This is a genomic window from Bradyrhizobium cytisi (assembly GCF_008123515.1).
Classification (GTDB): domain Bacteria; phylum Pseudomonadota; class Alphaproteobacteria; order Rhizobiales; family Xanthobacteraceae; genus Bradyrhizobium; species Bradyrhizobium cytisi.
Genome location: NZ_VSSR01000038.1, coordinates 19,492 through 43,832, shown reverse-complemented (window position 1 = coordinate 43,832; position 24,341 = coordinate 19,492). Strand labels below are relative to the sequence as shown.

The following is a 24,341-nucleotide window of genomic DNA, read 5'->3' as shown; positions in this document are numbered from 1 at the left end:
GTGTGGCGAGGAAACGCATAGGCATTCTCACTGGCGGTGGCGACGTCCCCGGCCTCAACGCGATCATCAAGACCGTGACCTATCGCGGCAGCGAGGACGACATTGAGGTCGTCGGTCTGCGCCGCGGTTGGGAAGCCCTCACGCACCTTGACCTCGACGCCCCCGCCAGCAAATCGCACTACCTTATCCCGCTCAACCGCGAAAACACGCGCATCATCGACCGACGCGGCGGCACCGTGCTGCACTCGAGCCGCACCAATCCCTCCAAAATGAAGAAACTGCCCGATCATCTCGCTGGCGAAGACCTTCCAGTCTCGGAGAGTACCAAGAGCGGCATCGCAACCAAGACTTGGGATCTCACCGGCCAGGTATTGGCGAACCTCTCCAGGCTGGGCATCGAGCACCTCATCGCCATCGGCGGCGACGACACACTCAGCTATGCGGACAAGCTCAACGGGCTCGGCGTCAAGATTATCGCCATCCCGAAGACGATGGATAACGACGTCCGCAACACCGAATACTGCATCGGCTTCTCGACCGCGATCACCCGCGCCAGCGATGCAATCCAGCGGCAGCGCACCACTGTCGGCTCACACGAGCGAATTGGCATTTTCCGCATCTTTGGTCGCGATGCCGGATTTACAGCTCTCTACACCGCGTACGTGACCTCGATACGGTGCGTCATACCGGAGTACAAGGTCAACCTCGACAAACTGATCCAACTGCTCATCGAGGAGAAGCGTGCGAACCCAAGCAACTACGCGCTGATCGTTCTCAGCGAAGGTGCCGAGTGGGAGGGCTTCAGGCTGCAGGAATACGGCGAGCCTGACGCCTACGGTCACCGAAAGAGGACGAGCGTGGCCGAAGTGCTTGCCGACGAGATCAAGCTGCGCGCCGGCGAGGAGACCATCGTCTCTGATCTCACCTACGACCTGCGATCGGGCGATCCGGACTTTATCGACAAGCTTGTGGCCCTGACTTTCGGTAACATGGCATACGATGCCATCCTGGAAGGCAAGACCGGCCTTATGTCGGCGCTGGTAGAGGGCCGCTACGACCTGGTGCCCATCCCTGACGCCAAGCTCGGCCCCCGCAAATTGGACGTCGCCAGCACGTACAACACGGAGCGCTACCGCCCCATCTACGCCAACAAGCGGGGGCTGCCGATCTTTCTCAACCGCGCGTCATAGGGGGGTGGCAGGTGGCAACCCCAAGAACGTCTCGTATGGGGCAGCCTCGGAAGTGCTGCCCGGCCAGATGGGTCTGCCGACGCGGAGTCAGGACCTCGTGCCGAGATCATGAAGGAGTCAGGCCATGGAGATCGAACGCACGACATTCGGCACCATCACGATTGACGGAAAGACCTATGAACACGACGTGATCATTCGTCTCTCCGGTGAAGTGGCAAGGCGGAAGAAAAAACTGTCGAAGAAGTACTACGGCACCTCGCATGTCCTCTCGAAAGACGAAGCGAAGTTCCTCTATGAGGACGGATGCGAGCAGCTGATTCTTGGCTCGGGCCAGATGGGCAATGTGCACCTATCGCCGGAAGCTGAGACGTATTTTGCGAGAAAGGGTTGCAAGGTCCTGCTGGAGCCGACCCCCAAGGCGATTCATACGTTCAACGACTCGCGCGCAAAGAAGATCGGCCTTTTTCACATTACCTGCTGAAACCGGGCCGGCTGCGGCGCATGAAGCCCGAGAGCGCATTGAGAAGATCGATTCGCCGCACGGTCGTACGTGATGACCGGTGGCGGAAGCCCACCATCGTCCAGGTCCGCAAGAGATCCTGACCACTGACGGGATCACGCGGGACACGGGAGTCGGCTTTGGGTCAAGATGCGAAGAACTCTGCGCGAGCAGATGTTTTCCGCTTCGGCTCCGAACTCAGACATTGCTCGGTGCGGTCGGCACTTCGCATTTGGGCCACAAGGAGACCTCACATCCGGACAGATCTCACGGCTTCTTAAAAATGAATTCTAATGTTGACGAAGGGTCTTGCTGCCTCTTCCAGTCAGCAAGCTTCTCCTCTTCCTCATGCAACTGACGATACAGCTGAGACATCCGGGCAAATATCGACCGGAGCGTCGTGTCATCCGCTGTCCGAGAAATCTGAGCACATCGCTCAGATATATCAAGATTTTCGCTCATAATCGGTAGGTTCTCCTCACCTGATCTAAGCTGGTGGCCTTCGGGAGTATGTCTTTGGGTCAAAGAGTGCAGCCAGACCGGCGACGAGTGCAATCACCGCGACAAACAGGACCGAGATAGGATCGATAAATAGATACAAGACTGCCGCTATTGCCAGCAACGTCAAAGCGGGACCGACGAGCGCAGGGTGCCTCTTAAGCGAATATATCACCCGGTTGCGCACTTCAGGAATGCAGGACGCGGCGGTGACAAGGCCAACGATTACGACAAGCCATTTCGGCATAACTCGCGCGCCTCGATAGTGGGCTACTACGACAACAACGTAGGCACCCTTTCGCTCTGATTAAAGAACATAGTTCAAATCACATCGTTTCCGGCGGATGTCTGCAACGGGTCAAAAGCGTCGGCTTGGCGCTCGGCTACCAAGTTCAGGTCTGCCCCAATGAACCGACGTGTAGCTGTACGGCGTCAACGGAAGCGTTGGGCCACAACCGGACATCGGGCTTTCATTTTTCTGGCTCAGACCTTCCGGTCAATCTGATCGAACCTGGATAGGCTGTCTTGTGCTTCACATACCCGATTTCTTCGGAGAACTTCCTACCCGCTTCCGTCCAGCGCCCAAAGCGGGTGTCCACAATTTCCATCAGTCCAAAGTCCGCGAGTGCCTGAATTGCAAGTTGTCCGGCGCTCTCCGCGAGAGTGTCAACGTCATCCTCGTACTCGTACTGATGTTGGTGAACCATGGCTACGAGCGCGATCAGAAGCTTCTTTTCGGTTTCGGTCATAACTTTGCCCTATCAAGTGCCGGGTCGCCCGAGTTGCTCTGAGAGCGTATTCAGCATCTCCTAACATTTTCGGCGTTGCATCAGGAAACCTCTGTTTCGGGTCAAAGGCCGAAGAATTCAATTCGAGCACAATTGGCCCGCTGCGCTCTCGGAAGCGGCCTTCCGTCCGTGCCCTCATGAGTACACGTTCTTATTCAACAAGTGACCTCGTCGCGTTCAACTCTCCCGGGACTAAGACTATAGCCCTCCCCCTAATGGGAAATCTGTCATAGGCTGCGACTGTCATTTGGCGGCAAAGCCGTGACCGGAGAGGAAAAACGCCCATGAAACTCACGATGTCCGCCTGCCGCGCCGGTGCAATCCTCGTGGCCGGTGCGTTCCCTGTCGCGGGCGCATCCGGCGCCACGCCTTCGAAAATCTCCGGCTCCACGGCGCTGGCGCTGGCGGGGGTGATCGCGCCGCTGTCGCCGATCCTGTCGGGCGCCGAGAAGAAGGCGGTTGCGATGCTGTTCGCCGTCAACGCCGATATTCCCTACAAGAAGCCGATCGTCGTGACCGCGGACAGGATCGTCTGCCGCACCAGCAATGTCGACATCACCTTGCGCAACTGCGAGGTCTCGTTCGGCAAGAAGGTCAAGACCGTGAACGGCTCCACGGCCAACGAGATTTTCGCGACCGAGGCGCTGGCCGGCATTCCGCCCGACGGTGCGGCGGGATCGAATTTCGAGAGCCTGAGCAAGCTGAGCTGCACGATCGACCCCAATGCCGTCAGGCAGAAGGACGGCAGCGGGGCGGATTGCACGTTCCAGTCGGCCGATTGAACAAGGCGTGACGGGGCGAACCAACGGTGCCGTGAAATCGCCGCAAGATGAACTGACAAGACCAAGTAGCAAGGCGAATTGAAAAGACAGGCCAAATCGGCGCACCAAACCGAAGCGCTCAAGGCCGGCACCACGATGATGAAGAATTGTCTCGCATTTTTGCTTGTTCTGAGCGTGACAGCGGCCTCCGCACATGGCCCGTTGCCGGCGCGACTGACCGCGCCGTCCGATCTCGTGCCGGTCGGCCTCACCGATAACGACACGACCGCCGGCGGCGTCGCGCGCCTGTGCGAGCAGGTCACCTTCTCGCGCGGCCTGCGCTATGGCGACGGCGGGGCCAATGTGCTCGACGTCGCGATCAGCGAGACCACCAAGGCGGATACGCCGCGACCGGTGCTGCTGTTCGTGGCGGGCGACACGTTTACCGGTGACCGCGGCGCTCCGGACCTGTCCCGCGACATCCAGGACGAGGCGATGTGCTTTGCCGCGCGCAACGGGATGATCGGGGTGCGCGTGAACTACCGCCTGGCGCCCGCCGCGACCTGGCCGATGGGCGCGACCGATGTCGCAGCGGCGCTGTCCTGGATCCACGGCAATATCGACCTGTTCAACGGCGACGCCCGCGAGATCGTCGCGGTCGGCTACGGCGCCGGCGCCTTCCATGTCGCTAGCCTGCTGGCGCATCCCGAGCTCCAGGCCGACCGCGCCGATGTCGCGGCGGTCGTGCTGGTATCCGGTATCTACCGCGCCGGCAAGGACGCCAGCGACAGCGAGAAGGCGTATTTCGGCACTGACGCCGCTCAATATGACAAGCGCTCGGTGTTTCCCGGCATCCTCAATGTCGATGCGCCGATCGTGCTGGCCTGGGCCGCCAACGATCCCGCGAACCTGGTCGCGCAGGGCGAGACCCTGAAGAAGACGCTGTGCGGCGCCGGCCACTGCCCGCGCACCACGCTGCTGCGCAGCCGCGACGGCATCGCTGCCGCATTTGGGCTGGACGGCTCCGGTGACAGCCTCGCCGAGCCGACGCTGCTGCTGGTGCATCAGCTGGAGGCGCGCGGGCTGCCGTAAGCATCAGCGGGACGCCCGAATTCGTCGCCAAGCCAATATGCCGGACGATGATGGACTCACGCCGCCTGTGTCGGGGCGGCACGACGCCAGAGAAGCGCAATACTATCGGGAGCGATGCAGCGGGCGAAGGCGCGTGCCAGGCCATGCGCTGCTTTCAGTTCATATATGTGGAGCACAATGCTCTTGCTTCAAGACCCCGCCTCCCCCGTAGAAGTCAGGCCTCCTACCGAGTCAGGGGTGGCACATGACGGAACATGACGTGATCATCGTCGGCGGCGGTCCAACTGGATTGATGCTGGCTGGGGAGCTGGCCGTGGCCGGCGTGAACGCCGCGATCGTCGAGAAGCGTCCGAACCAGGACGTGGAGGGCTCGCGCGCGAGCGGTCTGCATCCACGGGCGATCGAGCTTCTCGATCAGCGGGGCATAGCGGAAAGGTTCCTGCCGCAAGGGACCAAGCACTACGCCGTCGCGCTCGCCGGCATCGTCCTCGAGGCCCGCGACCGGCCTAGCCGCCACAACTACACGCTCGGGCTCTGGCAGGAAAAAATCGAGCGCGGTCTCGCCGACTGGGTCTCTGAACTCGCCGTGACCTTCTATCGAGGCTGCGAGATGGCGACCTTTGTCGAAACCACGGAGCGGGTCGACGTTCACCTGACGGACGGGCGCAGGCTCGGTTCACGCTATCTCGTCGGCTGCGACGGCGGCCGCAGCCTCGTGCGCAAGACCGCGGGCATCGGATTTCCCGGATCCGAGCCACAGGCGAGCTATCTCATCTTCGAAGCCGACATGACGGACGAGCCGCCGCTTGGCATCCGCTACGGGAACCGGGGGCTGTATGCCCTGGGACGGCTGGACAGCGGCCCGCGCGTGCGCGGCATCGTGACGGAGCAGCGGCTCGAGCGGGGCGGCAGCCCCACCGAAGCAGATCTCAGGGCAGCGCTCCAAACCGCCTACGGATCGGATCTGGGCATCCATGAGGTCACGTGGATGTCGCGGTTCACGGACGCTGCGCGGCAAGCGGAAGCGTATCGGAAGAGCCGCGTCCTGCTCGCGGGCGATGCCGCGCACATCCACTCCCCCGTGGGAGGACAGGGCCTGAACGTCGGGCTGCAGGATGCCGTGAATCTCGGGTGGAAGCTCGCCCAGGTCGTGAAGGGGATCTCACCCGATGCCCTGCTCGACACCTATCACGCGGAGCGGCAACCGGTTGGGGCCGCGCTGCTCGAGTTGACGCTGGCGCTCACCGCTCTCAACCGTGGCGACGAGCACACCACGGCGCTCCGCGGGTTCGTCGCCAACACTATGAAGATGGATGAGCCGAGGAGATGGTATTCCGCCAAGGTGTCGGGCCTCGACATCCGCTATGGCGAGGAAGGATGCCACCCTCTGCTCGGCAGACGCATGCCCGACCTGGACCTTGTCACCGCTGATGGCCCGACGCGCGTATTCGAGCTGATGCGAGATGCGCGGCCGCTCTTGCTCAATCTCGGCCCGCCCGGCTGCGCTGTCCCCGAGCGATGGGACGAACGCGTCAGGCAAGTCAGCGCGACGTTCGCGGGCATCTGCGAGATGCCGGTGATCGGTGTCGTTCCGACCCCTGCCGCCGTTCTCGTCCGGCCCGACGGACATGTCGCCTGGATCAGCACGGGCAAATGCGAAGGTCTCGTGGAGGCTCTCGCGACCTGGTTCGGAGATTAGGCCGCCATGGCCGCGTTGCGGGCGACTAAGGACGGCTAGGCAAGTGCAGCGCGTCAGCACGCCTGCCGCTTCTATCGCGCCGCCCAGCCACAGGATTGCCAAACGCTTGACGTAAATCAACTCCCTTGGGTGCAGAACGAGCCGAGTTCGTTGGGGGCCAACAACGACAAGGTGTCGAGCATGCGCGTCACCGGCAGGCTGCTGTTCGTTTTGATCGTCGCTCTCGCCTCGCTCGGGGCGATGTCGGAGCAGCGTTCGGATCAGCCCACTTCCGACAGCGAAATCCGCATCGGCAATCTCATGCCGTATTCGGGACCGCTCTCGGAATTCGGCGCGATCGGCCAGGCGGAGGCCGCCTATTTCGACATGGTCAACGATCATGGCGGGATCAACGGCCGCAAGGTCCGCTTCATCAGCCGCGACGACAATTCCGATCCCACGGTCGCGCTCGATCTGACTCGCAATCTCGTCGAGAAGGACGACGTGCACCTGATGTTCGGATCATTCGGCACGCCCGGCAATCTCGCCACGCGCTGGTACCTGAACGAGAAGAAGGTCCCGCAGCTGTTCGTCGCCTCCGGCGACGAGGAGCTGAGCCAGGCCAAGGCGTTTCCCTGGACCATGGGCTGGCAGCCGCCGTTCCGGTCGGAAGGGCGCATCTACGCCAACTACATCCAGGCCTATTATCCGCATCGCAAGATCGTGGTGCTGTGGCAGAACGACCAGTTCGGACGCGCGCTCCTCAAGGGTATCGAGGAAGGTCTTGGCAACCTGAACCGCCTGATCCTCGTCGACATCGCCTTCGACATCTCAGATGAGCATCTCGAAGGGCACGTCTCGATCCTCAAGCGCGCGGGTGCCGATGTTTTCGTCTTTCTCGGCGTGCCGTCGACGGCGGCCCAGGTGATCAAGCTGGCCGCCTCGCTCAACTGGCACCCGGTCGTGATCGTGAACGATGCCTCCGCCTCGATCGCCAACGCGATGGCGCCTGCCGGCCTGCAGAATTCGGCCGGGGTGATCTCGACGGCTTTTCTGAAGGATCCGAGCGATCCGGCATGGAAAGACGATCCCGCCATGAAGGACTGGTTCGCCTTCATGGATAAATATCATCACGTCGAAAGCACGAACAACAGTGCCGCACTCTATGGCTATGCCGCGGCCGAGGCGCTGACGCAGGTGCTGAAGCAATGCGGCGACGACCTTTCGCGCGAGAACATCATGCGCCAGGCAGCGTCGCTGCAGGATTATCACCCCTCCGTCGCGCTGCCCAATATCGGGATGAATACGTCGCCCGACAGCTATCTGCCGATCAAGCAGATGCGGCTGGTCCAGTTCGACGGCCGCTCCTGGCAGCCCTTCGGCGCGGTGATCGAGACGGCGTTTTCAGAAGGTGCGGGGCGGTGAGCGGACTCAGGCCATCTTTTCGTTTCATGGCGAATGTTTAAGATCGGGCTTGAACCTGCATTCGCTCCGCCGGGAGATCCCATGACCGAGACCATCCGCATCAAGCGCTTCAACGCGCGCCCCGTGATCGTGCCGATGAATTTGCCGCTCAAGACCTCGACCGGCGCGGTCGGGAAAGCGCCGCTGGTGCTGATCGACTGCGAGACGGACCAGGGGGCGGTGGGGCACGCCTATCTGTTCTCGATCACGCCGTCGGCCCTGAAGCCGCTGACCGCGATGGTCACGGAAATGTCGGAGCTGCTCGCCGGCGACGAGCTGCTGCCGTTCGAGATCGAGCGCAAGCTGACCCAGCGTTTCACGCTGCTCGGGCTCGCCGGGCTGCAACGGCTGGCGCAATCCGGCATCGACATGGCGGCGTGGGACGCGCTGGCCCGCGCGCGCGGCCTGCCGCTAGCCCGCCTGCTCGGCGGCGCGCCGAAACCGGTGAAGGCCTACAATTCGAAGGGGCTCGGCATCATGCCGGCGGGCGCCGCGGTGGAGGAAGCCCACAAGCTGCTGGCCGAGGGTTTTCATGCCGCAAAAATCCGCGTCGGCCGGCCCGATGCGCGGGACGACCTCGCCGTCGTGCGCGCAGTGCGCAAGGCGGTTGGCGACGAAGTCACGCTGATGTGCGACTACAACCAGGCACTGACGGTGACCGAAGCCATTCGCCGCGGCGAGATGCTCGACGATGAAGGCCTGACCTGGATCGAGGAGCCGATCCGCCATGACGACTATGAGGGCTGCGCCCGCATTGCGGACGCGCTGCGCACACCGGTCCAGATCGGTGAGAATTTCGACAGCGCGTTTTCGATGCAGGCCGCACTGTCAGCGGAGGCCTGCGACTACGTGATGCCCGACGTGCAGCGCATCGGCGGCGTCTCCGGCTGGCTGCGCGCCGCCGCGCTCGCGCACGCCGCCGGCATCGAGATGTCAACCCATCTGTTCTCGGAGGTCAGCGCGCACGTGCTCTGCGTGACGCCGACCGCGCATTGGCTGGAATATGTCGACTGGGCCGACGCGGTGCTGGCGACACGGCTCAAGATCAAGGACGGCTTTGCGTTGCCGGGCGAGGAGCCCGGCAACGGGATCGAATGGGACGAGGCGGCGGTGAGGAAATATCTGGTCGGCTAGTCGTTGAAGGCTACCCCTTGCGCGACTTCACCGGGCGCGCCGGGCTCCGTGATCTCGGCGCAATTGCTCTGCGGCTTCTGGCCAGCGAGCATGCCGCGGAAAAAGGCCAGCGCATCCGGAAAAGCGGCGTTCAGGCCACCATTATGCGTGGCGCCGGGATAGGTCTTCCAGACCAATTCGTTTCCAGCGGCGCAGAGGGCCGCGACTTCCGCATATTGCCGGGTCGGGACCAGCGTGGAATCGGCAAGGCCGGTGCCGAGCAGCAACGGCACCTTGAGCCGCACCGCCTTCATGTCCGTGACCGCAGTCAACCGCGTCAGCACCTTGTCGATCGGTTCGACATAGACGTTGTCGACAGTGATGTCGTCCCTACGTGCCACATTGCGCATCTCGGTGGTGCAGCTCTCGCGCGCCGCCTTCAGGATCGGCTTGCCCTTTTCGGAGACGAGATCATCAGCGGAGGGTGCGCCGTCGGGCAGCGAACCGCCCAGCAGCATGAGCGACGTGTAGATCGGTGAACCGATCGAGGTGGTCTGCGGCGGCTTGTAAGGACCGTCCGGGAAGGTCGAAACGAGCCCCGTCGCGACGGTGGCGACGAGTGGCACCTCCGGCGCGTAGCTCTCCGCAATCACGGTCGCGCCCATGGCGGCACCCGAGCCCTGCGACTGCCCGGTGACGAAGACTTTTGACGCGAGCCTGTCCCGATACGCTGAGAGCGCGGCACGCACGCCGTCGAGCACCGAGCGGCCTTCCGCCTGCCAGATCAAATACGGATGCGGACCAGGTCCGCCGAGTCCTTGATAATCGGTGGCGACGACCGCGAAGCCGTTCTCCAGCCAGCGCTGGATGTAGGTGGCATCGCGCGGCTTGTGACCGGTCCAGGAAGGCGCACATGCATCTGAAATGCCGAGCGTGCCGTGCGCCCACGCGACCAAGGGCCAGCCTCCGGCCGGCGGCTCGCCCTTGGGCAGATAAAGCGTGCCGCTGACCGGTACGATGCCGGCGTGCCAGCGCAGATCGCTCGATGTGTAGAGAATGCGTTCGGCGAGGGCTGCGCTTGTGATCTCGGACTGCGCGAGCATCGGCTCCTTGCGCAGCATCACGCCGGGGCTCTCGGGCAAGGTTTCGGACCAGCGATAGAATGGCGACAGGGCCTGGTCGCCCTCCTTCGGTCCGACCGGCAACAACGAATCCGCGCGGGCCGTCGAGGCCGCGAGGCCGACGACAACGGCAAGCGCTATCAACGACCTTGTCATCAGGCTTCCAGACATCAGGCTTCTCCATCCCTGGCGCTTTTGGATTGGCTGGCTGTCGCAGCAATCCTGTTTCTGCGCCGATTATGGAGCCCGTCGCGCCAACGTCCATGTCTTTTCGCACATGGACCGATGCCGATCTCACATGGACTTGGAGGGGGGCCTGCGCCAACCCGGCTCGCCCGATGTCAGGGTCCGTTCACCGCGCCGCGGCGTTCAAATCCATCGTCTCCAGCAGGCTGTTCTGGCGCCAGTCGATGAAGGCGTCCTTGAGGCGGTTGATCTCGCCAGCATACTCGGGCACGCCCCAGAGATTGCGCTGCTCGAGCGGGTCGTTGGCGAGATCGAACAATTGGCCATCCTCGGCGCCGTGAATGAACACGACCTTCCAGCGGTCATCGCGCACCATGGTGATCAGCCGCGCCCCGGTCATGGCAACGTCGCCGGCCTGCTCGGAGAACACGAAGCCGCGGCCGGCCCACTCCTCGCCTTTCAGCGCCGGCAGCAGGCTGCGGGCCTGGAACGGCTTTGGATGCTCTGCGCCGGCGAGATCCAGAATGGTGGGCGCAAGATCGAACAGCTGGCACTTTTCGCGGATGCGGTGGCCGCCGGAGAACAGGCCGGGCGACCAGAACAGCAGCGGGATGCGGGTGACGGGCTCGTACATCGACCATTTCTGGCTGAGGCCGTGCTCGCCGAGATTGTCGCCATGGTCAGACATGAAGATGACGACGCAATTGTCGAGATAGCCCTTGTCCTCGAGCGTCTGCAGCAGGCGGCCGATCTGCTCGTCGATCATGGTGACGTTGGCATAGTAATGCGCGCGCAGGCGACGCATCTCTTCATGCGTCGGCGCGAGCTTCCATGACACGGCATCGTGGTCGACCTCGGTGTCGTGGCGTCGCTTCTCTTTGAGGTACGCCGGCAAGCCCTCGATCTCGGCCTCGGTCGGTTGCGGCACCGGCAGGTCGTTGCGGGCGAGATAGTGCTCGAGATATTCGGGCAGCGGATCATAGGGTGGATGCGGGCCGGGGAGGCCGATCTGCATGAAGAGCGCGCCGGGCCTGGGGCGCGTCTCGAGCCACCACATCGCGGTTTCCGCGACGAAGATGTCCGGGTGCAGCGATTTCGGCATTTCCCATGTGAAGGCGCCCATGCGGTCGCCATAATCAGGCAGGCTGCGATAGCCGGCGCGCGACGGCTTTGTCAGCTTGTGTGCCGCAAAGGCCTTGTCGAGTTCGTCGGCGAACCAGCGCCCCTCGAGGAAGCGGTCCTTGTTCTCGACCACGAAGCGCTCGTGGAAGCCGGCCTTCGCGTCATAGGGGATGGTGTGCATCTTGCCGACATTGACGCAGTGATAGCCGGCGTCGCCGAGCTTGCTCACCCACGTCTTCTGCCAGTGCTGCCCGTTCTTCAGCACGCCCGAGGCATGCGGGTAGAGGCCGGAGAACAGTGCCGCGCGCGAGGGCACGCAGCTCGGCGCGTTGATGAAGCAATTGTCGAAATAGACGCCCTCGCGCACCAGACGATCGAGATTCGGCGTCTTCATGTAGGGATGGCCCGTTGCCGCGATCGTGTCGAAGCGTTGCTGGTCGGTCATGACCAGGATGATGTGGGGCTTTGTCACGGTTGTTTTGTCCTGCGCGGAATTCGCTCAGGAGGAAATATGTCTGACATAATAATTCTTGTCAAACAGGACCGGATTTGATTAATTGCGATCAGTGGCCTAATTCAGCGCATACTTTCGTCAGCATCCGCGATAAATCAGACATTTTATTCTACGAGACCGGGATCAACGTGGCAAAATCGGCTAGCAAGGACAGCCCGCAATCGATCGCCCGCGAGGTGGCGCGGCTGATCCTGACAGGCGTCTGGCGCGAGGGCACGACGTTGCCGCGCGAGATCGAGCTGGCGTCCCGCTTCGATGTCAGCCGCGCCTCGATCCGCGAGGCGCTGTCGCTGCTCAAGGGCAAGGGGCTGATCGCCTCGAAGCAGAAGGCCGGCACCCATGTGCGCGCGCGCTTCGACTGGAACATGCTCGACGAGGAATTGCTGAACTGGACGCTGGCGGCACTGCCGACGCAGGAGTTCGCCAAGCAGATCACGGAGGTCCGCCGCATCGTCGAGCCGGAGGCGTGCGCCATCTGCGCGGTGCGCGGCACGGACGAGGATTTCGCGCGGATCGAACGCGCCTATCGCGGCATGGATGCGGCCGGCATGGACCGCGTCGCCTATGCCGAGCCCGATCTGCAATTCCACCGCGGCATTCTCATCGCTACCGGCAACGATTTCCTGATCGCCTTTGGCGCGACGGTCGCAGCTGCCTTGCGGATGTCGTTCAACCTGTCGAGCACAAATCCGGGCGCGCCGCGGAAGAGCCTGCCCTATCACCGCGCCGTGCTCGACGAGATCTGGGCGCGCAATGCCGACGGCGCGCGCCAGGCCATGCACAAGCTGATGGATCTCACCGAACAGAACATCGTCTCGGCCATGTCGCGCCAAAAGAAATAGGACGCCGAGGACGAGAACGTTCGCACCAGACGGACGCGTTGAAGCCTGCAAAACAATAGTGAGGGAGGTTAAAGATGATGAAGACCGCATCGCGCGCGAGCTCGATCACTCGTCGCAAACTGCTGAAAACAAGCGCCGCAGGCGCGGCGCTCGCGGCATTCCCCGCGCCGCTGATCGCGCAGACCAAGCCGTTTGCCGGCGTGACCCTGCACGGCGCCTCGTTTCAGCACCGCTTCTTCACGCTGCTGCAGAAATATATTCCCGAGTTCGAGGAAAAGACCGGCATGAAGGTCGACCTCCAGCTCTCGGCCCTGCCGGTCTACAACCAGCAGGCCAATCTCGAACTGTCCTCGGGCGGCTCGGCCTATGACTTCGTCAATGTCACCTTCACGCTCGCGACCCGCTGGATCGCGGCGGGCCTGCTCGCCAATCTCGACGAGTTCACGGGTGATGCCAATTTGACGCCGGTCGAGTGGAATCCGAAAGACTTCGTCGACGGCGCGCAGGTGCCCTATCGCGACGGCAAGGGGGCGACCTACGGCTATTCCTGGGAAGGCGGCGCGATGCTGATGGGGCTGTCGCGCATGGATCTGATGGAGAAGAAGGGGCTGAAGATCCCAAAGACCTTCGCCGAGCTTGCGCAGGTCTGCGCCGAAATCAACGGCACCGACGGCGTCAACGGCATGGTGTCGTGGTTCCTCCACAACTGGAATCTGCCGCCCTATATCCAGGGCTTTGGCGGCAACGTCTTCAAGAATCCGCCCGGCGACGTCATGCCGGCGCTGAATACGCCCGAGGCGATCCAGGGCGTCGAGTTCTATGCGAACCTGCTGAAGAGCGCGCCGAAGGGCGTCCTGACCTACACCGAGGACCAGGCGCGGCAGTCGATGCTGACCGGCCGCTCCAACATCTTCATCCACTCCAGCGCCTGGGTGACGCCGATCCTGCTTTCCGACGAGAGCAAGGTGAAGGACACCTCGCGCGTGGTGCGTTCGCCTGCCGGTCCGGTGCATGACTACCCGGCCTCGAACAGCCAGGGCCTCGGCATCCCCAGGAACGCCAAGAATCAGAAGGCCGCGTGGGAATTCATCAAATGGGCGCTCAGCCCTGAGATCTCGATGAAGCTTGTGAGGGAGCACGGACACTCCTCGGTGTGCCGCCGCTCGATCATCACCAGCGAAGACTATCGGAAGCTCAACACGGTGAACGGCCAGGACCTCGGCGCGCTCTATCTCGAGGTGCTGGAGCTGCCGGGCAAGGGCGAGAACTACATGGCCTATCGCACCTCGAAGGAGTTCCCGATCGTCGGCGACGTCCTCAACAAGGCGTTCGAGCAGGTCGCGACCGGCCAGCTCCCCGCCAAGGACGCGATGAACGCAGCCCAGGACCAGGCGATCGCCGCACTCCGCCGCGCCGGGACAAAACTTTGAGCGAGAGCGGAATTGACGGAGAGCGCCGCAGGTTCATCGCCTTCGCGCTCACACCGAGCCTGATCGTGCTGTTCGCAGTCGCCGTGCTGCCGGCGATCTATCTCATCGTGACCAGCCTGACGCCGTTCCAACTGACGACGCCGGGCTCGGCCACCGATTTCAGCGAGCCGTTGCGCAATTATGGCCTGTTGCCGGGCGACCCCCGCTTCGTCAACTCGCTGGCCGTGCAGGCCAAGCTGTCGGTCGCGAGCGTGCTGTTTCAGGTGCTGCTCGGCATGGGGCTGGCGCTGCTCCTGAACGTGCCGTCGCGCTTCGTCGAATTCGCGCGAACCTTCTTCCTGATCCCGATGGTGCTGCCGCCGATCGTGGTCGCGGTGATCTGGAAGCTGATCTACGCGCCCGACATCAGCCCGCTCTACTACGCCGCGCAGGCGCTGCATGTCACCCTGCCGGCGCTGACCTCCAGCGTCGATTTCGCGCTGACCTCGATCGTCATCGCCGACACCTGGGAGTGGCTGCCCTTCACCTTCCTGATGGTGCTGGCGGCGCTGCAGACGATTCCGGACGAATATTCGGAAGCGGCCCTCGTCGACGGCGCCAGCAAGCTGCAGATCTTCTGGTACGTGACGCTGCCTTTCATCACACCGATCCTCGTCATTTCAGGCATGTTCCGCCTGATCGACAGCGTGAAGGCGTTCCCGCTGATCTTCCTCCTGACCGGCGGCGGCCCCGGCACGCTCACCGAGGTGACGAACTACTATGCGTACCTCCTCGCTTTCGACACCAACGAGATCGGCTATTCCAGCGCGGTCACCGTGGTGATGCTGCTCCTGGTCTGCGGCATCAGCTTAGGGTTGGTCTGGATGGGCCAGCGCAAGAAAGCACTGGCATGAGCGAGTCGTCCCTCCGCAAAGCCACGCCGGGCCGGCTGGTCGCGATCACGCTGACGCTGATGATCCTGCTCTCGCCATTCCTCTGGCTGTTGCAGATGAGCTTCAAATCCAACGACCAGATCTTGCAATTCCCGCCGCCTTTGATCTTCACGCCGACGCTGGAGAATTACATCTCGCTCTGGCACAGCGCGTTCTCGGCCTCCTTCGTCAACAGCCTGTTGAGCGCCTCGCTCTCCACCGCTCTCGCGCTGCTGTTCGGCGTGCCAGCGGCCTACGCACTGTCGCGCTGGGCCGGACGCGGCAAGCATGCGCTCTCCTTTGCGATCCTGGTGACGCGCATGGCGCCGCCGATCGCGTTCACCATCCCCTTTTTCCTGTTCTATCGCTGGATCGGCCTGCTCGACACCATCACCGGCCTGGTGCTGGTCTACACCAGCTTCAACCTGCCGCTGGTGATCTGGATGATGCAGCCGTTCTTCGACACCATCCCGGTCTCGCTGGAAGAGGCGGCCCTCGTCGACGGCGCGCGGACGCGCACAGTGTTCACCAGGATCGTGCTGCCGATGGTGACACCTGGCATCGCCGCGACCGCGATCCTCTGCTTCCTCTACGCCTGGAACGACTTCTTCTTCGCGCTGATCCTGACCCGCACCAATGCGCGCACCGCGCCGGTCGCCGTCGTCAACTTCATGAACTACGAGGGCTGGGAATGGGGCAAGATCGCCGCCGGCGGCTCGCTGGTGATGGCGCCGGTGCTGATCTTCTCGCTCGCGGTGCGCCGCTATCTCGTCTCCGGGCTCACGGCCGGCGCCGTCAAAGGCTGACATCATGAAGCTTCCGACCCGCGCCTCGATTCTGGATTGCTTCGCTGCGCTCGCAATGACGGGGTGTGGAGCTGCGACGCGGGTCTCACGCCGGCCTTACCACGTCTCCGCGCCGGGGATTTTCTTGCGCACGGCGATGCGCTGTATCCAGATGCAGCGACGGACGGATCGATTGGAGCGCCCCACCGCGGAGATCCCCTCGCCGGCCTGAAGCAGCGGCGCCACGCTCTCGCGCAGCGCGCGGCAGCGTTGCAGCTCGGCCTGCCAGTCGATGATCGCAGCGTCGGCGCCCGATACCATCAGGGCCGATACCGCCACGGCAAGACTAATCGTCCGCATCATTCACTTTCCCTTCCCTTTGACCTATCCGCAACGCGCCGGTGCAGATCATGCCGTTCACGCCGATCGTTTGCGTAACAGCGACTCTTTCGCTTGTGAAATGGAACACACTTGAAACACCCTTCAGGTTGTATCATTCTCAAGATGTAACCAAGGCGAATGGGGCGTACGACCCCATATCTTTTGATCATTTCATTTTTGAACACCCTTACAAAGCGTCGTTTCGCGCAGGGGTGACGCGGACGATCCCGCGACGGACGACGAGCTTAGATATCGCAATCGGTTTCAAAAATCTCCGACGTCTCGCCGAACCAGGCGATGCGACAGCGACCTCGCGCGTGCGCGTCGCACGGCCTGACACGGAGAGGCCATCGATCAGCCCGGAACGCCGGCCCGGGAGTGCACCGGCAGCGACGGTCTCGCCTGCAGCCATCGAAAGGAACGCCCATGGACGAACCCAAGCCGCTTACCAGCGCCTTCAACAGAACCGCAAACTTCTCCATCCACCAGGTCGACACCGTGTTCAGGGCTGCCGCACATGCTGCTGCCGTCCCCGCTGCCGTGCCGGTCACCGTGCCCCCGACGCTCGGGCCGCTGTCGGCCTTCACCGGCACGTTCACTGGACAGGGCTTCAACACGATCTTCCGGCCCGACAGCGCGACGACGCCGACCCAGATGCCGGGGCCGATCAACACCACCGACCCGCCCGACAATGTTCTGGAGTTGAACCTCACCGACGAGACGCTGTCGTTCTCGAACAGTCTTGGCTCGATTCCCAATCGCGGCTCGGGGCCGCAGGCGGATGCCTTCTTGGACGGCGTGCCCTATCTGCAGACCATCAACGACGTGACCACGGGGACGCCCGTCGGCATTCACTTCGAGCCCGGCATCTGGCTCGCGGTGCCGTCCAGCACCAATCCGCACGAACCGTTCACCGTGGCGCGCATGGCCTCGATCCCGCACGGCACGACGATCACGGCGCAAGGCACCGCGCTGCCGGCCGTCGCCGGCAAGCCGACCATCGCGGCGGTCGACATCACGCCGTTCTTCGGCGGCAATCCGGCCAACAAGTTCACGTTCCAGAATCAGACCGCGGCCAACAAGACAACGCGAAGGCTGCCGCAGGATCTCACCACGCTGATCGCCTCCGGCAAGCTCACCCAGGCCATGATCACCGATCCGAACACGGTGCTGCGCAACCAGATCGCGCATCAGACCATCAGCCAGACCATCATCATCGAGACCTCGACCAGGCCCGGCACGCCGCTGTCAGGCGGTCCGTTGCCGGCCGTCGCTTCGGCCGGACCGCATCCGCAGGCGCCGAACTTCGCCGGTGGTACCGCGAACATCGCATTCCTGCTGGGCGTGCCGGTGCCGCCGCCGGGCGGCAATGGTGCCAACGCCAATGCATTGCAGATGGATGCCGTGTTCTGGATCGAGACGGTCATCTACGACATCGACGTGCCGCGCATCGCGTCGGGCGAGCCGCCGATCATCCTCCAGCCGCTGCAGAAGGGCACGGTGCCGCTGGTGCCGAGCTTCGTCGCCACGCTCCCGTTCGTACCGAACAAGGCTTTTGCCGGCGGCCGCGTCCGGGTGGCAACGACGCAGATCCAGTATTCGCAGAAGGTGATGCTGGATTTCAACGGCCTGACCTGGCCACACGTCTCCGTCGCCTCGCTGGTGCCGGCAGCCCCGGTGCCGATCCCGGAGCATCTGTTGCCGCTGACGTGAGTGGCGCGCGGCTGTGTGAGATCAGGAGCGCAGCAGCCGCAGTGCCCGGCCCTTATGCAGAGCGACGTGATCGGTCTTGTCGCTCTTGATCTCGTATTGCGGATCGTCCGCCGTCGCGTGGTGGACGTATCCTTTGTAGTCGACGTCCTTGACGTGCACGCGCAGGATATGGCCGCTCACGCGGCCGGCCTCGGAATTCCAGCTGACGTGATCGCCGCGCTTGAACATCTTGGGCATAGCGAACCAATGCCGAGCGGCATCCGGACGTTCCAGGCTCAAGTTGAGCCCTACACGCTTCGCCGAGATGGATTTGACTGCCGCGAGAGAATATCGTGGCTTACTGAAGCCGTAGCTCGCGGCGGTAGCCCGCCTGCGCCCTTTGGGCTTCGGCGCGGCATCCGTCTCTCGCTGTCGCGAGCGAAGGATGGTGGGCACGACAGGGATCGAACCTGTGACCCCTACCATGTCAAGGAAGGTCCCGCCGGCGTATCTCGTTGATCTCAAATCGTTTTCATTCAACCTTATGAAGCTTGGTTCAGCGTCGTTTTCCGGCGTTTTGGGCCCGACGTGGAAAGCACGTGGAAGACATCCGGCCACCCGGAAGGTGCTCGCATGAGCAGAGTGCCTTCCTATCCGACTGGACGCCTGCTCGACCGGCTGCCTCCCGAACCCCGCCAGCGCCTGCTGCAGATCGGCAGCGAGGGCCGGGGTGTCTTCGGGGTGACCCGCTTCCAGAGCATTTTCGAAGCCAATTTCAGCCTTTTCGACTATCTCGCCGCGGCCGGAGCCACCGCAGTGATGATCGGGAGCCTCCTCGCTGAGGTGGGCATCGTCCGCGAGGATGGCACCCCGCTGCCTCCCGGCACGGTGACCAGCGCGCTCAGCCGGGCGCGCGAACGCGCCGCCCGTGCGCCCGCCATGCGGCAGATCCCTGCCGTGCCCGGCAGGGATCTGCAGGCCGCTGCAGAGCCCTGCAGGACGCCGCAGGCCAGTGCAGCGCTTGGCGAAGCGACGGTCCAGAGCCCGCTCAACCGCCCTCCACTTCAAGACGCGCGAACGCTCACGCGTGCCAACAGCTCCCTTCGGCACCCGCTGAACGGATCGTCGGCCGGTTTCGACCTGCCGACAAACACCCGCCGCTCAGCGGCGCTACTCGGTCAACTCAGGAGTGAAGACGATGAAGACATCTAAGAAGGATACCCAGGCCCCTCTATTGGATTTGGTGGAGGTTTGCGCCGACGGCACGTCGCTCGGAAAGACGACGCTCGCCAACCGGATCTGCCATCTCTATCGCGAGACCGGTCGCCCGGTGACGCGAGTCCGGATTGAGAGCAGCCGCCGGCGCGAGCACGACAGCAAGGTCGCCGATCGCAATATCTTCGTTCCCCTCGAAGATTTCACGACCGTAGCTACCCGCACCGGCGGATTGGTCGGGGTTCTCGCCCCGATGTTCGAGGCCATCCTGCAGATCCCCAGGTCCGGCAGTGCGGTGGTCGTCGATTGGCCCGGCGGTACGGCCGGTCATCGCCTCGAGGTGCTGGCGGCAACTGCGTTCGATCAGACGATCAATTCGCTGAACGTGCGCGCCCTGTCGATGGTCCTGACCACCTGTTCGAGCGAACACATGGGCCAGGCCGAACGCCACCTGAAGAACCTCGAGCAGATCGCGCCCCGCCTGCCGCGCGCACTCGCCCTTTCCGGTCGGGCGGGACCGTTTGACTGGCCGGCCGGTTCGGAACCGGCCGAAGCGCTCACCCGACTGAAGACCGCGGCGGGAGACATCCCCACCCTCCGCATCCCGCTGGTCACGGGGCGCGCCCTGCAAGTCTGCGCGGACGCGGGACTGGATGTGGCCTCGGCGCTCTTGATGAACTTCGACGAACTTGCTGTCCGGCTGGGAGTCCACGTCTTCCGGGCGTCGGCCTGCGTTTCAGAGATCGCCCTCTGGTGGCAGCGCACGGGATCAGAGCTGCGCAAGGTATTGGAAGTGAAGCATGCAGGTGTCCCCGCATAGGCTCCAGGAGCGGATCGCCTACCTTGTCCGGCGGCGACGGTGGATCAAAGTCGAAGCAGCGACCTTCGCGCTCGATTTCTACCGCCGTCACCGCCGGCTTCCGCCGGGATACGTGACGGTCCTCCTGCCCATCGCGACCGTCCGACGTATCCGGGTCCAGGGCGAACTCGAACACCTCCTCGGACTTCCGGCTCTCAACAGGTTTTCCCGGGTCTTGTGGACCCGGGTCATTGACCCTTGCCGGGGTACGAAAGACGTTGGATCGCATGGCGTTGGTTCTCAAGGCAACCAATCGAGCCAGTGATATGGTAAATGGAGTAACGTACCAATGATCGATCTTGAAAGCTGCAGCGACTACGCGCTGCTCTCGACGGCCGAGGTCGCCGAGGCCCTCGGCATCAGCGCCGGCGCGGTACGCAAGGCGGCAAAGGAGGGACGCCTCCGCGCGATCGGTGGCTTCCGCGTGTTATATTTTCCGGCCATCGCGGTGCGGGCCTTCGCGCGCGGCGAGACTGGCACCGCCTCGGTGAGCAAAGACGCCCAGCGGACCAGCGCTAATGCGGACGCCACCGACGAGACCGAGATCGACGGGCAGCTCCGCTAATGGCTTACATCACCCTCACCAAAATCGGCGAATTCGGCGTGTGTCAAGATAAGGGCACGCCGAACTTCTACGTGTCCGCTTATCTCCCCGAACAGGGGAGCATGGTTTATAGGTCGCTCCGAACGACTAACCTCGAGGACGCCTGCGTTCAGGTACGCAGCCTCGTCGACCGCGGCGTGACTGGCGACCCCGCAGAGGCGCTGGTGCAGAAGCCCCTCCGCACGGTCGCCGAGGTGCTCGACTTCTATCGCCCCACTGTTGAAAAGCAGGTTTCCGTGGAATTCGGTAGGGGCGCCATTGATCGCATGACACGCTTGATGGGCGCTCAAGCCCTGCAGAGTATGGTGAAGTCGAACTTCGACGAATTTTGCAATGCAGCTTTGGCAGAAGATGTTTCTCTTTCGACTGTGCATCGTACGCTCACGGTTCTGCGCAGCGCCTGCAAGCTGGCAGCCAACGAGCGGCGCCTGCCGCGCCATCACGTGCCCGCGGTTCCCTACTACTACACCAAGAATCACGCCCGCAGCGCCGAGCCCAAGGGCCGGGTGATGACGCCACGTGAGATCGCTTCAGCTATAGATGCCATCGACTTTCTCCATCTCCTGATCGCGGTCGTGTACCTCATCAACACGGCCAGCCGGATCGGCGCCATCCTCGAGGCAACGGCCGCGCAGATCGACCGGATTTACGGTCTGATCCATCTCAATGCGCGCGACCGCGTTCAGACGGTCAAGTGGCGTCCCACGCTTCCCATCACCGCCACGCTCGAGCCCTGGACGCGCGACCTGCCGCCCGGCTTCATCGTCAATTGGCGCGGCGAAGCGGTGGGTGAAATCGACACCGGGTTCGCGGCGGCTTGCCGCCGCGCAAAGCTGCCGGGCGACGAAAATACGTACTCCATTCGCCATGCCCTCGGTCGCTACATGCTGAAGAAAGGCACTGAGCCGCTCGAGATCTCGCTGTTTCTTGGTCACGTTCGCCCGCCGGATTCGATCGAGACGACGCTCGTCTACAGCCCATTCGCCCCCGACTACCTGCTCAACGCGAAGGCAGCGGTCGAAGCGTTCGTGCGGGAAATCGCCTCGCACACGAAGCGCCACAACATCCTTTCCCCTCCCTGGCTTTGAGACACTGACGATGACCACCCACAAGATGGCCACCCGAAACGACAAAACCGAGGATGCGTACCGCAAGCGTGCGGCGCAACTCGCCAATTCGGCCAAGAAGAAGGCACGCCGCCGCGTATCGCCGACTGAACTCGCCCAAAATCTGATTGCAAGGCGCGCGGAGCTCGCACCATCAACCTTTCGGCAGAACCGCGCGGCCATCACCTTCATGATGAACGAAGTCGCGAAGGACCAGCCCGCCTTGGAGCCCGAAACACGCGCGGTGATCGCGATGCTCAAAGATGTGGAATCGGTCGATAGGCCCGACGACGGGGTGCCGCGCACCTCGGCGCGGAAGCAGAAGCGCTTGGACGACGATTTGGACCGCATCTCCCACGGCGCGCTGGCCACTACGAGCCCAAATGCGAGCGCTTTGGTGGATTGCCTGACGGTAGGATCGCTGACCGGTGCGCGGCTCGTCGAGTGGCCAACCGCCAGATTCGGGCGCTCGGACGATCCCGACTATACGTGGCAATTGACGCTCGTAAACGGCAAGCAGGGAAACGGACGGGCGCATGGCGAAACGCGCGTACTAAGGTGGGAATGGCTGCCCGAGGAGCTTGTCGACCAGACGAAAGCCTGGATATTCGCAGCACGCGAAGCAGCCGCTAATGGATCCTATGAGACCCTCATCACGACCCTTGAATCGCTGATGCGGCGGCTGACAAAGCAGCTTTTCCCGACACGGAAGCGCCGCCCCACGCTATCGTCGGCGCGACATGCCGCGACCGCGCGGTGGAAGATGAACTACGTGGTCTCCGCCCGCTCGGCGGAAGACAAAGAGCTCGGACTTGCGATCGTCGCGGCGTTGTTGGGGCACGCTACGGACGAGACTGCAACCCGACACTACGCACGAGCGGGTGAGGCGCATGGCAGATTTCCGACGCCGACGCCCGACCCGGCCGAAGTCGCGCGCGTCCGCAAGCGCTACTCGACGGCGCTCGGCGCCAGGCGCACTGTCCCGAAGCCCTAGTTTTCACTGGTCAGCGCACGGCCGAATACCGACGCCGCATTAACCATGCAATCGTGCTGAGACTGGCGTCTCGACGCGCATATAAGCATATTAGAAGCGGCTGCCGCCCGGTGCTGGAACACCAGACGACAGCCTGACCGCAACCGATTGTAAGGAATCGATCATGGCTAACTTCGACTATATCGCCGATTCGGCACCGCTACCTCTATCATCTCTGTTGCTTCAGGTTCGGTCCGATTTGACCGACGTCGCCCCCCTGCCCACCACCGCCAATGCGGAGGCCTGGGCGACCGACACGACCTGCCCCATCGTCCAGTTGTTCATCGGCTAGATCTGATCGCGAGGACCGACGTCGTGTGGCGCGCACGCCACACGGTCCAATCCGCGTGGCTGGAGTCTCACCGCCGTCGGAGCAGATGCAGGGCATCTGCCAGCTCGACCGGACGACACTGCCGATGATGCCGAACACCCTCCCTGCAAGGGAGGCGAGCGCGGCAAAGAAGATTGGTCTGTCGACGTTGGACTCGTGATCTCTCAACCCCAGAGAGATATGATGTCCCTGTTCTTCAACAATAACTCCGCGCAGCCCGCCTGCACCAGCAATGTCCACCGACCGATGGGCGGTATCGCCGGCCTTCGCGAGGTCCACGACGACGTCGGCCGCCTCACCGTCTCGGCCTTCCCGTTCGCGATGGTGAAAGACGTCCCGTCCCCCCTCGGCGCTGTCCCCGCCTGCTACATCCTCGCCGATCATGCGACCGCCTACATCGGCGAGACCCGTAATGTTGGCCGCAGGCTCTCCGAGCATTCCGCCCATCCCTCGAAAGCCTTCGCCCGTGAAGTCTACGTCATCTCGGGGTACGTGAGCGCCTGGTTCGACAAGACCGCCGCCATCTATCTCCAATACCGCCTGACGCAAATCGCGGAAGAAGCCGGCCTGGTCGACGTCATGAAGGGGACGAACCCGCAGGTGCTGGAACTCCCCAGTCATAAGCGTGCCTCGCTCGATCAACTCGTCGAGCACGGTGAGCGTCTCCTATTCGACGCCGGCTGCCGCGTGCTCCGCAGCAACTTCGCGAGCCAGCGCCGCAAATTGGAAACGACCGAAACCGACATGACGATCGGGCCGGATGACGGACCGATGCAGATCGACGTGACGGATTTGCCCCCGCTGGGCAATGAACTCGAACTCGACTATTGCGACCTCTGGGCCAGAGGTTATCCGGTGCGCGACGGCTTCGTGGTGACGGCCGGCTCGGAGGTACGCAGCCTCGTCAACCAGAGCGTCAACCCGATCCTGCACACCCGCCGTGCCGAGCTCGCTGCGGCTGAGGCGCTCGCACCCATCACCGGCATCCAAGACCGGCTGCGCCTCCGTGTAGCCGTCTGCTTCCCTTCGGCTGCAATCGCAGCGAAGGTCGTGACCGGCGCCCACGTCAACAGCGGCAAGTGGGTAAACCGCCGCTATCCGAAGCCGATCTTGATCGCGGGCTAGG

General features: G+C 63.2%; 24 protein-coding genes. 19 read left to right on the top strand and 5 right to left on the bottom strand.

Annotation, left to right across the window (positions count from 1 at the left end; all coding sequences use genetic code 11):
- Positions 1–2: 2 nt before the first annotated feature.
- Both FXB38_RS22800 and FXB38_RS22795 read left to right on the top strand, forming a co-directional pair.
- Positions 3–1,190, top strand: coding sequence for a 6-phosphofructokinase (locus tag FXB38_RS22800; RefSeq protein ID WP_148753210.1), 1,188 nt, complete (start codon positions 3–5; stop codon positions 1,188–1,190).
- A gap of 124 nt (positions 1,191–1,314) precedes the next feature.
- On the top strand, positions 1,315–1,671 hold the full coding sequence (locus FXB38_RS22795; RefSeq protein WP_148753209.1) for an Mth938-like domain-containing protein: 357 nt from the start codon (positions 1,315–1,317) through the stop codon (positions 1,669–1,671).
- Positions 1,672–2,657: 986 nt separating this feature from the next.
- Here FXB38_RS22795 and FXB38_RS22790 read toward each other — a convergent pair.
- Positions 2,658–2,936 carry a hypothetical protein gene (locus FXB38_RS22790; protein WP_148753208.1) on the bottom strand — a complete coding sequence of 93 codons (279 nt, stop codon included), beginning with the start codon at positions 2,934–2,936 and terminating at the stop codon, positions 2,658–2,660.
- Positions 2,937–3,259: 323 nt separating this feature from the next.
- On the opposite strand from FXB38_RS22790, the gene FXB38_RS22785 reads away from it, so the two are divergent.
- The 5 genes from FXB38_RS22785 to FXB38_RS22765 all read left to right on the top strand — a co-directional run bounded on the left by FXB38_RS22785 (position 3,260) and on the right by FXB38_RS22765 (position 9,104).
- Positions 3,260–3,757 carry a hypothetical protein gene (locus FXB38_RS22785; RefSeq protein WP_246230050.1) on the top strand — a complete coding sequence of 166 codons (498 nt, stop codon included), beginning with the start codon at positions 3,260–3,262 and terminating at the stop codon, positions 3,755–3,757.
- Positions 3,758–3,895: 138 nt separating this feature from the next.
- Complete coding sequence (locus tag FXB38_RS22780) at positions 3,896–4,828, top strand: alpha/beta hydrolase (RefSeq protein WP_148753270.1); 933 nt, start codon at positions 3,896–3,898, stop codon at positions 4,826–4,828.
- Between the two features lie 244 nt (positions 4,829–5,072).
- Positions 5,073–6,527, top strand: a complete 1,455-nt coding sequence (locus FXB38_RS22775) for an FAD-dependent monooxygenase (protein WP_148753207.1) — start codon at positions 5,073–5,075, stop codon at positions 6,525–6,527.
- Positions 6,528–6,707: 180 nt separating this feature from the next.
- Positions 6,708–7,931 carry an ABC transporter substrate-binding protein gene (locus FXB38_RS22770; RefSeq protein ID WP_187435076.1) on the top strand — a complete coding sequence of 408 codons (1,224 nt, stop codon included), beginning with the start codon at positions 6,708–6,710 and terminating at the stop codon, positions 7,929–7,931.
- An 81-nt stretch (positions 7,932–8,012) separates the two neighbouring features.
- Positions 8,013–9,104 carry an enolase C-terminal domain-like protein gene (locus FXB38_RS22765; RefSeq protein WP_148753205.1) on the top strand — a complete coding sequence of 364 codons (1,092 nt, stop codon included), beginning with the start codon at positions 8,013–8,015 and terminating at the stop codon, positions 9,102–9,104.
- Here the strand turns inward: FXB38_RS22765 and FXB38_RS22760 are convergent.
- Positions 9,101–10,375, bottom strand: a complete 1,275-nt coding sequence (locus FXB38_RS22760) for a lipase family protein (protein WP_210250942.1) — start codon at positions 10,373–10,375, stop codon at positions 9,101–9,103. The genes FXB38_RS22765 and FXB38_RS22760 overlap by 4 nt on opposite strands.
- 181 nt (positions 10,376–10,556) lie before the next feature.
- The gene (locus tag FXB38_RS22755; protein ID WP_246230046.1) at positions 10,557–11,984 is read right to left on the bottom strand and encodes a sulfatase family protein; all 1,428 of its coding nucleotides are present in this window, start codon (positions 11,982–11,984) and stop codon (positions 10,557–10,559) included.
- A gap of 170 nt (positions 11,985–12,154) precedes the next feature.
- On the opposite strand from FXB38_RS22755, the gene FXB38_RS22750 reads away from it, so the two are divergent.
- The 4 genes from FXB38_RS22750 (at position 12,155) to FXB38_RS22735 (ending at position 16,015) form a co-directional block, all read left to right on the top strand.
- On the top strand, positions 12,155–12,868 hold the full coding sequence (locus FXB38_RS22750) for a FadR/GntR family transcriptional regulator (RefSeq protein WP_187435069.1): 714 nt from the start codon (positions 12,155–12,157) through the stop codon (positions 12,866–12,868).
- A 74-nt stretch (positions 12,869–12,942) separates the two neighbouring features.
- Positions 12,943–14,298, top strand: a complete 1,356-nt coding sequence (locus tag FXB38_RS22745) for an ABC transporter substrate-binding protein (protein WP_148753203.1) — start codon at positions 12,943–12,945, stop codon at positions 14,296–14,298.
- Complete coding sequence (locus tag FXB38_RS22740; RefSeq protein ID WP_148753202.1) at positions 14,295–15,191, top strand: carbohydrate ABC transporter permease; 897 nt, start codon at positions 14,295–14,297, stop codon at positions 15,189–15,191. Before FXB38_RS22745 ends, FXB38_RS22740 begins: the two co-directional genes overlap by 4 nt.
- Entirely contained in the window at positions 15,188–16,015 is an 828-nt protein-coding gene (locus tag FXB38_RS22735; RefSeq protein WP_148753201.1) for a carbohydrate ABC transporter permease, read from the top strand. Before FXB38_RS22740 ends, FXB38_RS22735 begins: the two co-directional genes overlap by 4 nt.
- 96 nt (positions 16,016–16,111) lie before the next feature.
- On the opposite strand, the gene FXB38_RS22730 is transcribed toward FXB38_RS22735, so the two are convergent.
- A complete protein-coding gene (locus FXB38_RS22730; protein WP_148753200.1) occupies positions 16,112–16,357 on the bottom strand; it encodes a hypothetical protein in 246 nt (81 codons plus the stop codon).
- Positions 16,358–16,801: 444 nt separating this feature from the next.
- Here FXB38_RS22730 and FXB38_RS22725 point away from each other — a divergent pair, with 444 nt between their 5' ends.
- The gene (locus tag FXB38_RS22725; RefSeq protein ID WP_148753199.1) at positions 16,802–18,088 is read left to right on the top strand and encodes a heme-binding protein; all 1,287 of its coding nucleotides are present in this window, start codon (positions 16,802–16,804) and stop codon (positions 18,086–18,088) included.
- 21 nt (positions 18,089–18,109) lie between these two features.
- Here FXB38_RS22725 and FXB38_RS22720 read toward each other — a convergent pair whose 3' ends face one another.
- Positions 18,110–18,325, bottom strand: coding sequence for a hypervirulence associated TUDOR domain-containing protein (locus tag FXB38_RS22720; protein WP_148753198.1), 216 nt, complete (start codon positions 18,323–18,325; stop codon positions 18,110–18,112).
- A 375-nt stretch (positions 18,326–18,700) separates the two neighbouring features.
- On the opposite strand from FXB38_RS22720, the gene FXB38_RS22715 reads away from it, so the two are divergent.
- From FXB38_RS22715 to FXB38_RS22690, 7 genes are all read left to right on the top strand, one after another.
- Positions 18,701–19,279 carry a hypothetical protein gene (locus FXB38_RS22715; RefSeq protein WP_148753197.1) on the top strand — a complete coding sequence of 193 codons (579 nt, stop codon included), beginning with the start codon at positions 18,701–18,703 and terminating at the stop codon, positions 19,277–19,279.
- Positions 19,266–20,102, top strand: coding sequence for a hypothetical protein (locus FXB38_RS22710; RefSeq protein WP_148753196.1), 837 nt, complete (start codon positions 19,266–19,268; stop codon positions 20,100–20,102). The genes FXB38_RS22715 and FXB38_RS22710 overlap by 14 nt, the downstream gene beginning before the upstream one ends.
- 328 nt (positions 20,103–20,430) lie before the next feature.
- Positions 20,431–20,706: a helix-turn-helix domain-containing protein gene (locus tag FXB38_RS22705; protein ID WP_148753195.1), complete on the top strand. Its 276-nt coding sequence runs from the start codon at positions 20,431–20,433 to the stop codon at positions 20,704–20,706.
- A complete protein-coding gene (locus FXB38_RS22700) occupies positions 20,706–21,833 on the top strand; it encodes a tyrosine-type recombinase/integrase (protein WP_148753194.1) in 1,128 nt (375 codons plus the stop codon). Before FXB38_RS22705 ends, FXB38_RS22700 begins: the two co-directional genes overlap by 1 nt.
- A 10-nt stretch (positions 21,834–21,843) precedes the next feature.
- Complete coding sequence (locus FXB38_RS22695) at positions 21,844–22,845, top strand: hypothetical protein (RefSeq protein ID WP_148753193.1); 1,002 nt, start codon at positions 21,844–21,846, stop codon at positions 22,843–22,845.
- A 163-nt stretch (positions 22,846–23,008) separates the two neighbouring features.
- Positions 23,009–23,176: a hypothetical protein gene (locus tag FXB38_RS42925; RefSeq protein WP_187435068.1), complete on the top strand. Its 168-nt coding sequence runs from the start codon at positions 23,009–23,011 to the stop codon at positions 23,174–23,176.
- Between the two features lie 219 nt (positions 23,177–23,395).
- Positions 23,396–24,340, top strand: coding sequence for a DUF4357 domain-containing protein (locus FXB38_RS22690; protein WP_148753192.1), 945 nt, complete (start codon positions 23,396–23,398; stop codon positions 24,338–24,340).
- Position 24,341: the final 1 nt, after the last annotated feature.

What these genes read in the sequence shown, in the direction of transcription:
- FXB38_RS22745 (WP_148753203.1), top strand. Translation starts at nt 12,943, where the DNA reads ATGATGAAGACCGCATCGCGCGCGAGCTCGATCACTCGTCGCAAACTG.
- FXB38_RS22795 (WP_148753209.1), top strand. Translation starts at nt 1,315, where the DNA reads ATGGAGATCGAACGCACGACATTCGGCACCATCACGATTGACGGAAAG.
- FXB38_RS22725 (WP_148753199.1), top strand. Translation starts at nt 16,802, where the DNA reads ATGGACGAACCCAAGCCGCTTACCAGCGCCTTCAACAGAACCGCAAAC.
- FXB38_RS22790 (WP_148753208.1), bottom strand. Translation starts at nt 2,936, where the DNA reads ATGACCGAAACCGAAAAGAAGCTTCTGATCGCGCTCGTAGCCATGGTT.
- FXB38_RS22700 (WP_148753194.1), top strand. Translation starts at nt 20,706, where the DNA reads ATGGCTTACATCACCCTCACCAAAATCGGCGAATTCGGCGTGTGTCAA.
- FXB38_RS22785 (WP_246230050.1), top strand. Translation starts at nt 3,260, where the DNA reads ATGAAACTCACGATGTCCGCCTGCCGCGCCGGTGCAATCCTCGTGGCC.
- FXB38_RS22720 (WP_148753198.1), bottom strand. Translation starts at nt 18,325, where the DNA reads ATGCCCAAGATGTTCAAGCGCGGCGATCACGTCAGCTGGAATTCCGAG.
- FXB38_RS22770 (WP_187435076.1), top strand. Translation starts at nt 6,708, where the DNA reads ATGCGCGTCACCGGCAGGCTGCTGTTCGTTTTGATCGTCGCTCTCGCC.
- FXB38_RS42925 (WP_187435068.1), top strand. Translation starts at nt 23,009, where the DNA reads ATGGCTAACTTCGACTATATCGCCGATTCGGCACCGCTACCTCTATCA.
- FXB38_RS22760 (WP_210250942.1), bottom strand. Translation starts at nt 10,375, where the DNA reads ATGTCTGGAAGCCTGATGACAAGGTCGTTGATAGCGCTTGCCGTTGTC.
- FXB38_RS22715 (WP_148753197.1), top strand. Translation starts at nt 18,701, where the DNA reads ATGAGCAGAGTGCCTTCCTATCCGACTGGACGCCTGCTCGACCGGCTG.
- FXB38_RS22775 (WP_148753207.1), top strand. Translation starts at nt 5,073, where the DNA reads ATGACGGAACATGACGTGATCATCGTCGGCGGCGGTCCAACTGGATTG.
- FXB38_RS22695 (WP_148753193.1), top strand. Translation starts at nt 21,844, where the DNA reads ATGACCACCCACAAGATGGCCACCCGAAACGACAAAACCGAGGATGCG.
- FXB38_RS22710 (WP_148753196.1), top strand. Translation starts at nt 19,266, where the DNA reads ATGAAGACATCTAAGAAGGATACCCAGGCCCCTCTATTGGATTTGGTG.
- FXB38_RS22780 (WP_148753270.1), top strand. Translation starts at nt 3,896, where the DNA reads ATGAAGAATTGTCTCGCATTTTTGCTTGTTCTGAGCGTGACAGCGGCC.
- FXB38_RS22690 (WP_148753192.1), top strand. Translation starts at nt 23,396, where the DNA reads ATGATGTCCCTGTTCTTCAACAATAACTCCGCGCAGCCCGCCTGCACC.
- FXB38_RS22735 (WP_148753201.1), top strand. Translation starts at nt 15,188, where the DNA reads ATGAGCGAGTCGTCCCTCCGCAAAGCCACGCCGGGCCGGCTGGTCGCG.
- FXB38_RS22730 (WP_148753200.1), bottom strand. Translation starts at nt 16,357, where the DNA reads ATGATGCGGACGATTAGTCTTGCCGTGGCGGTATCGGCCCTGATGGTA.
- FXB38_RS22705 (WP_148753195.1), top strand. Translation starts at nt 20,431, where the DNA reads ATGATCGATCTTGAAAGCTGCAGCGACTACGCGCTGCTCTCGACGGCC.
- FXB38_RS22765 (WP_148753205.1), top strand. Translation starts at nt 8,013, where the DNA reads ATGACCGAGACCATCCGCATCAAGCGCTTCAACGCGCGCCCCGTGATC.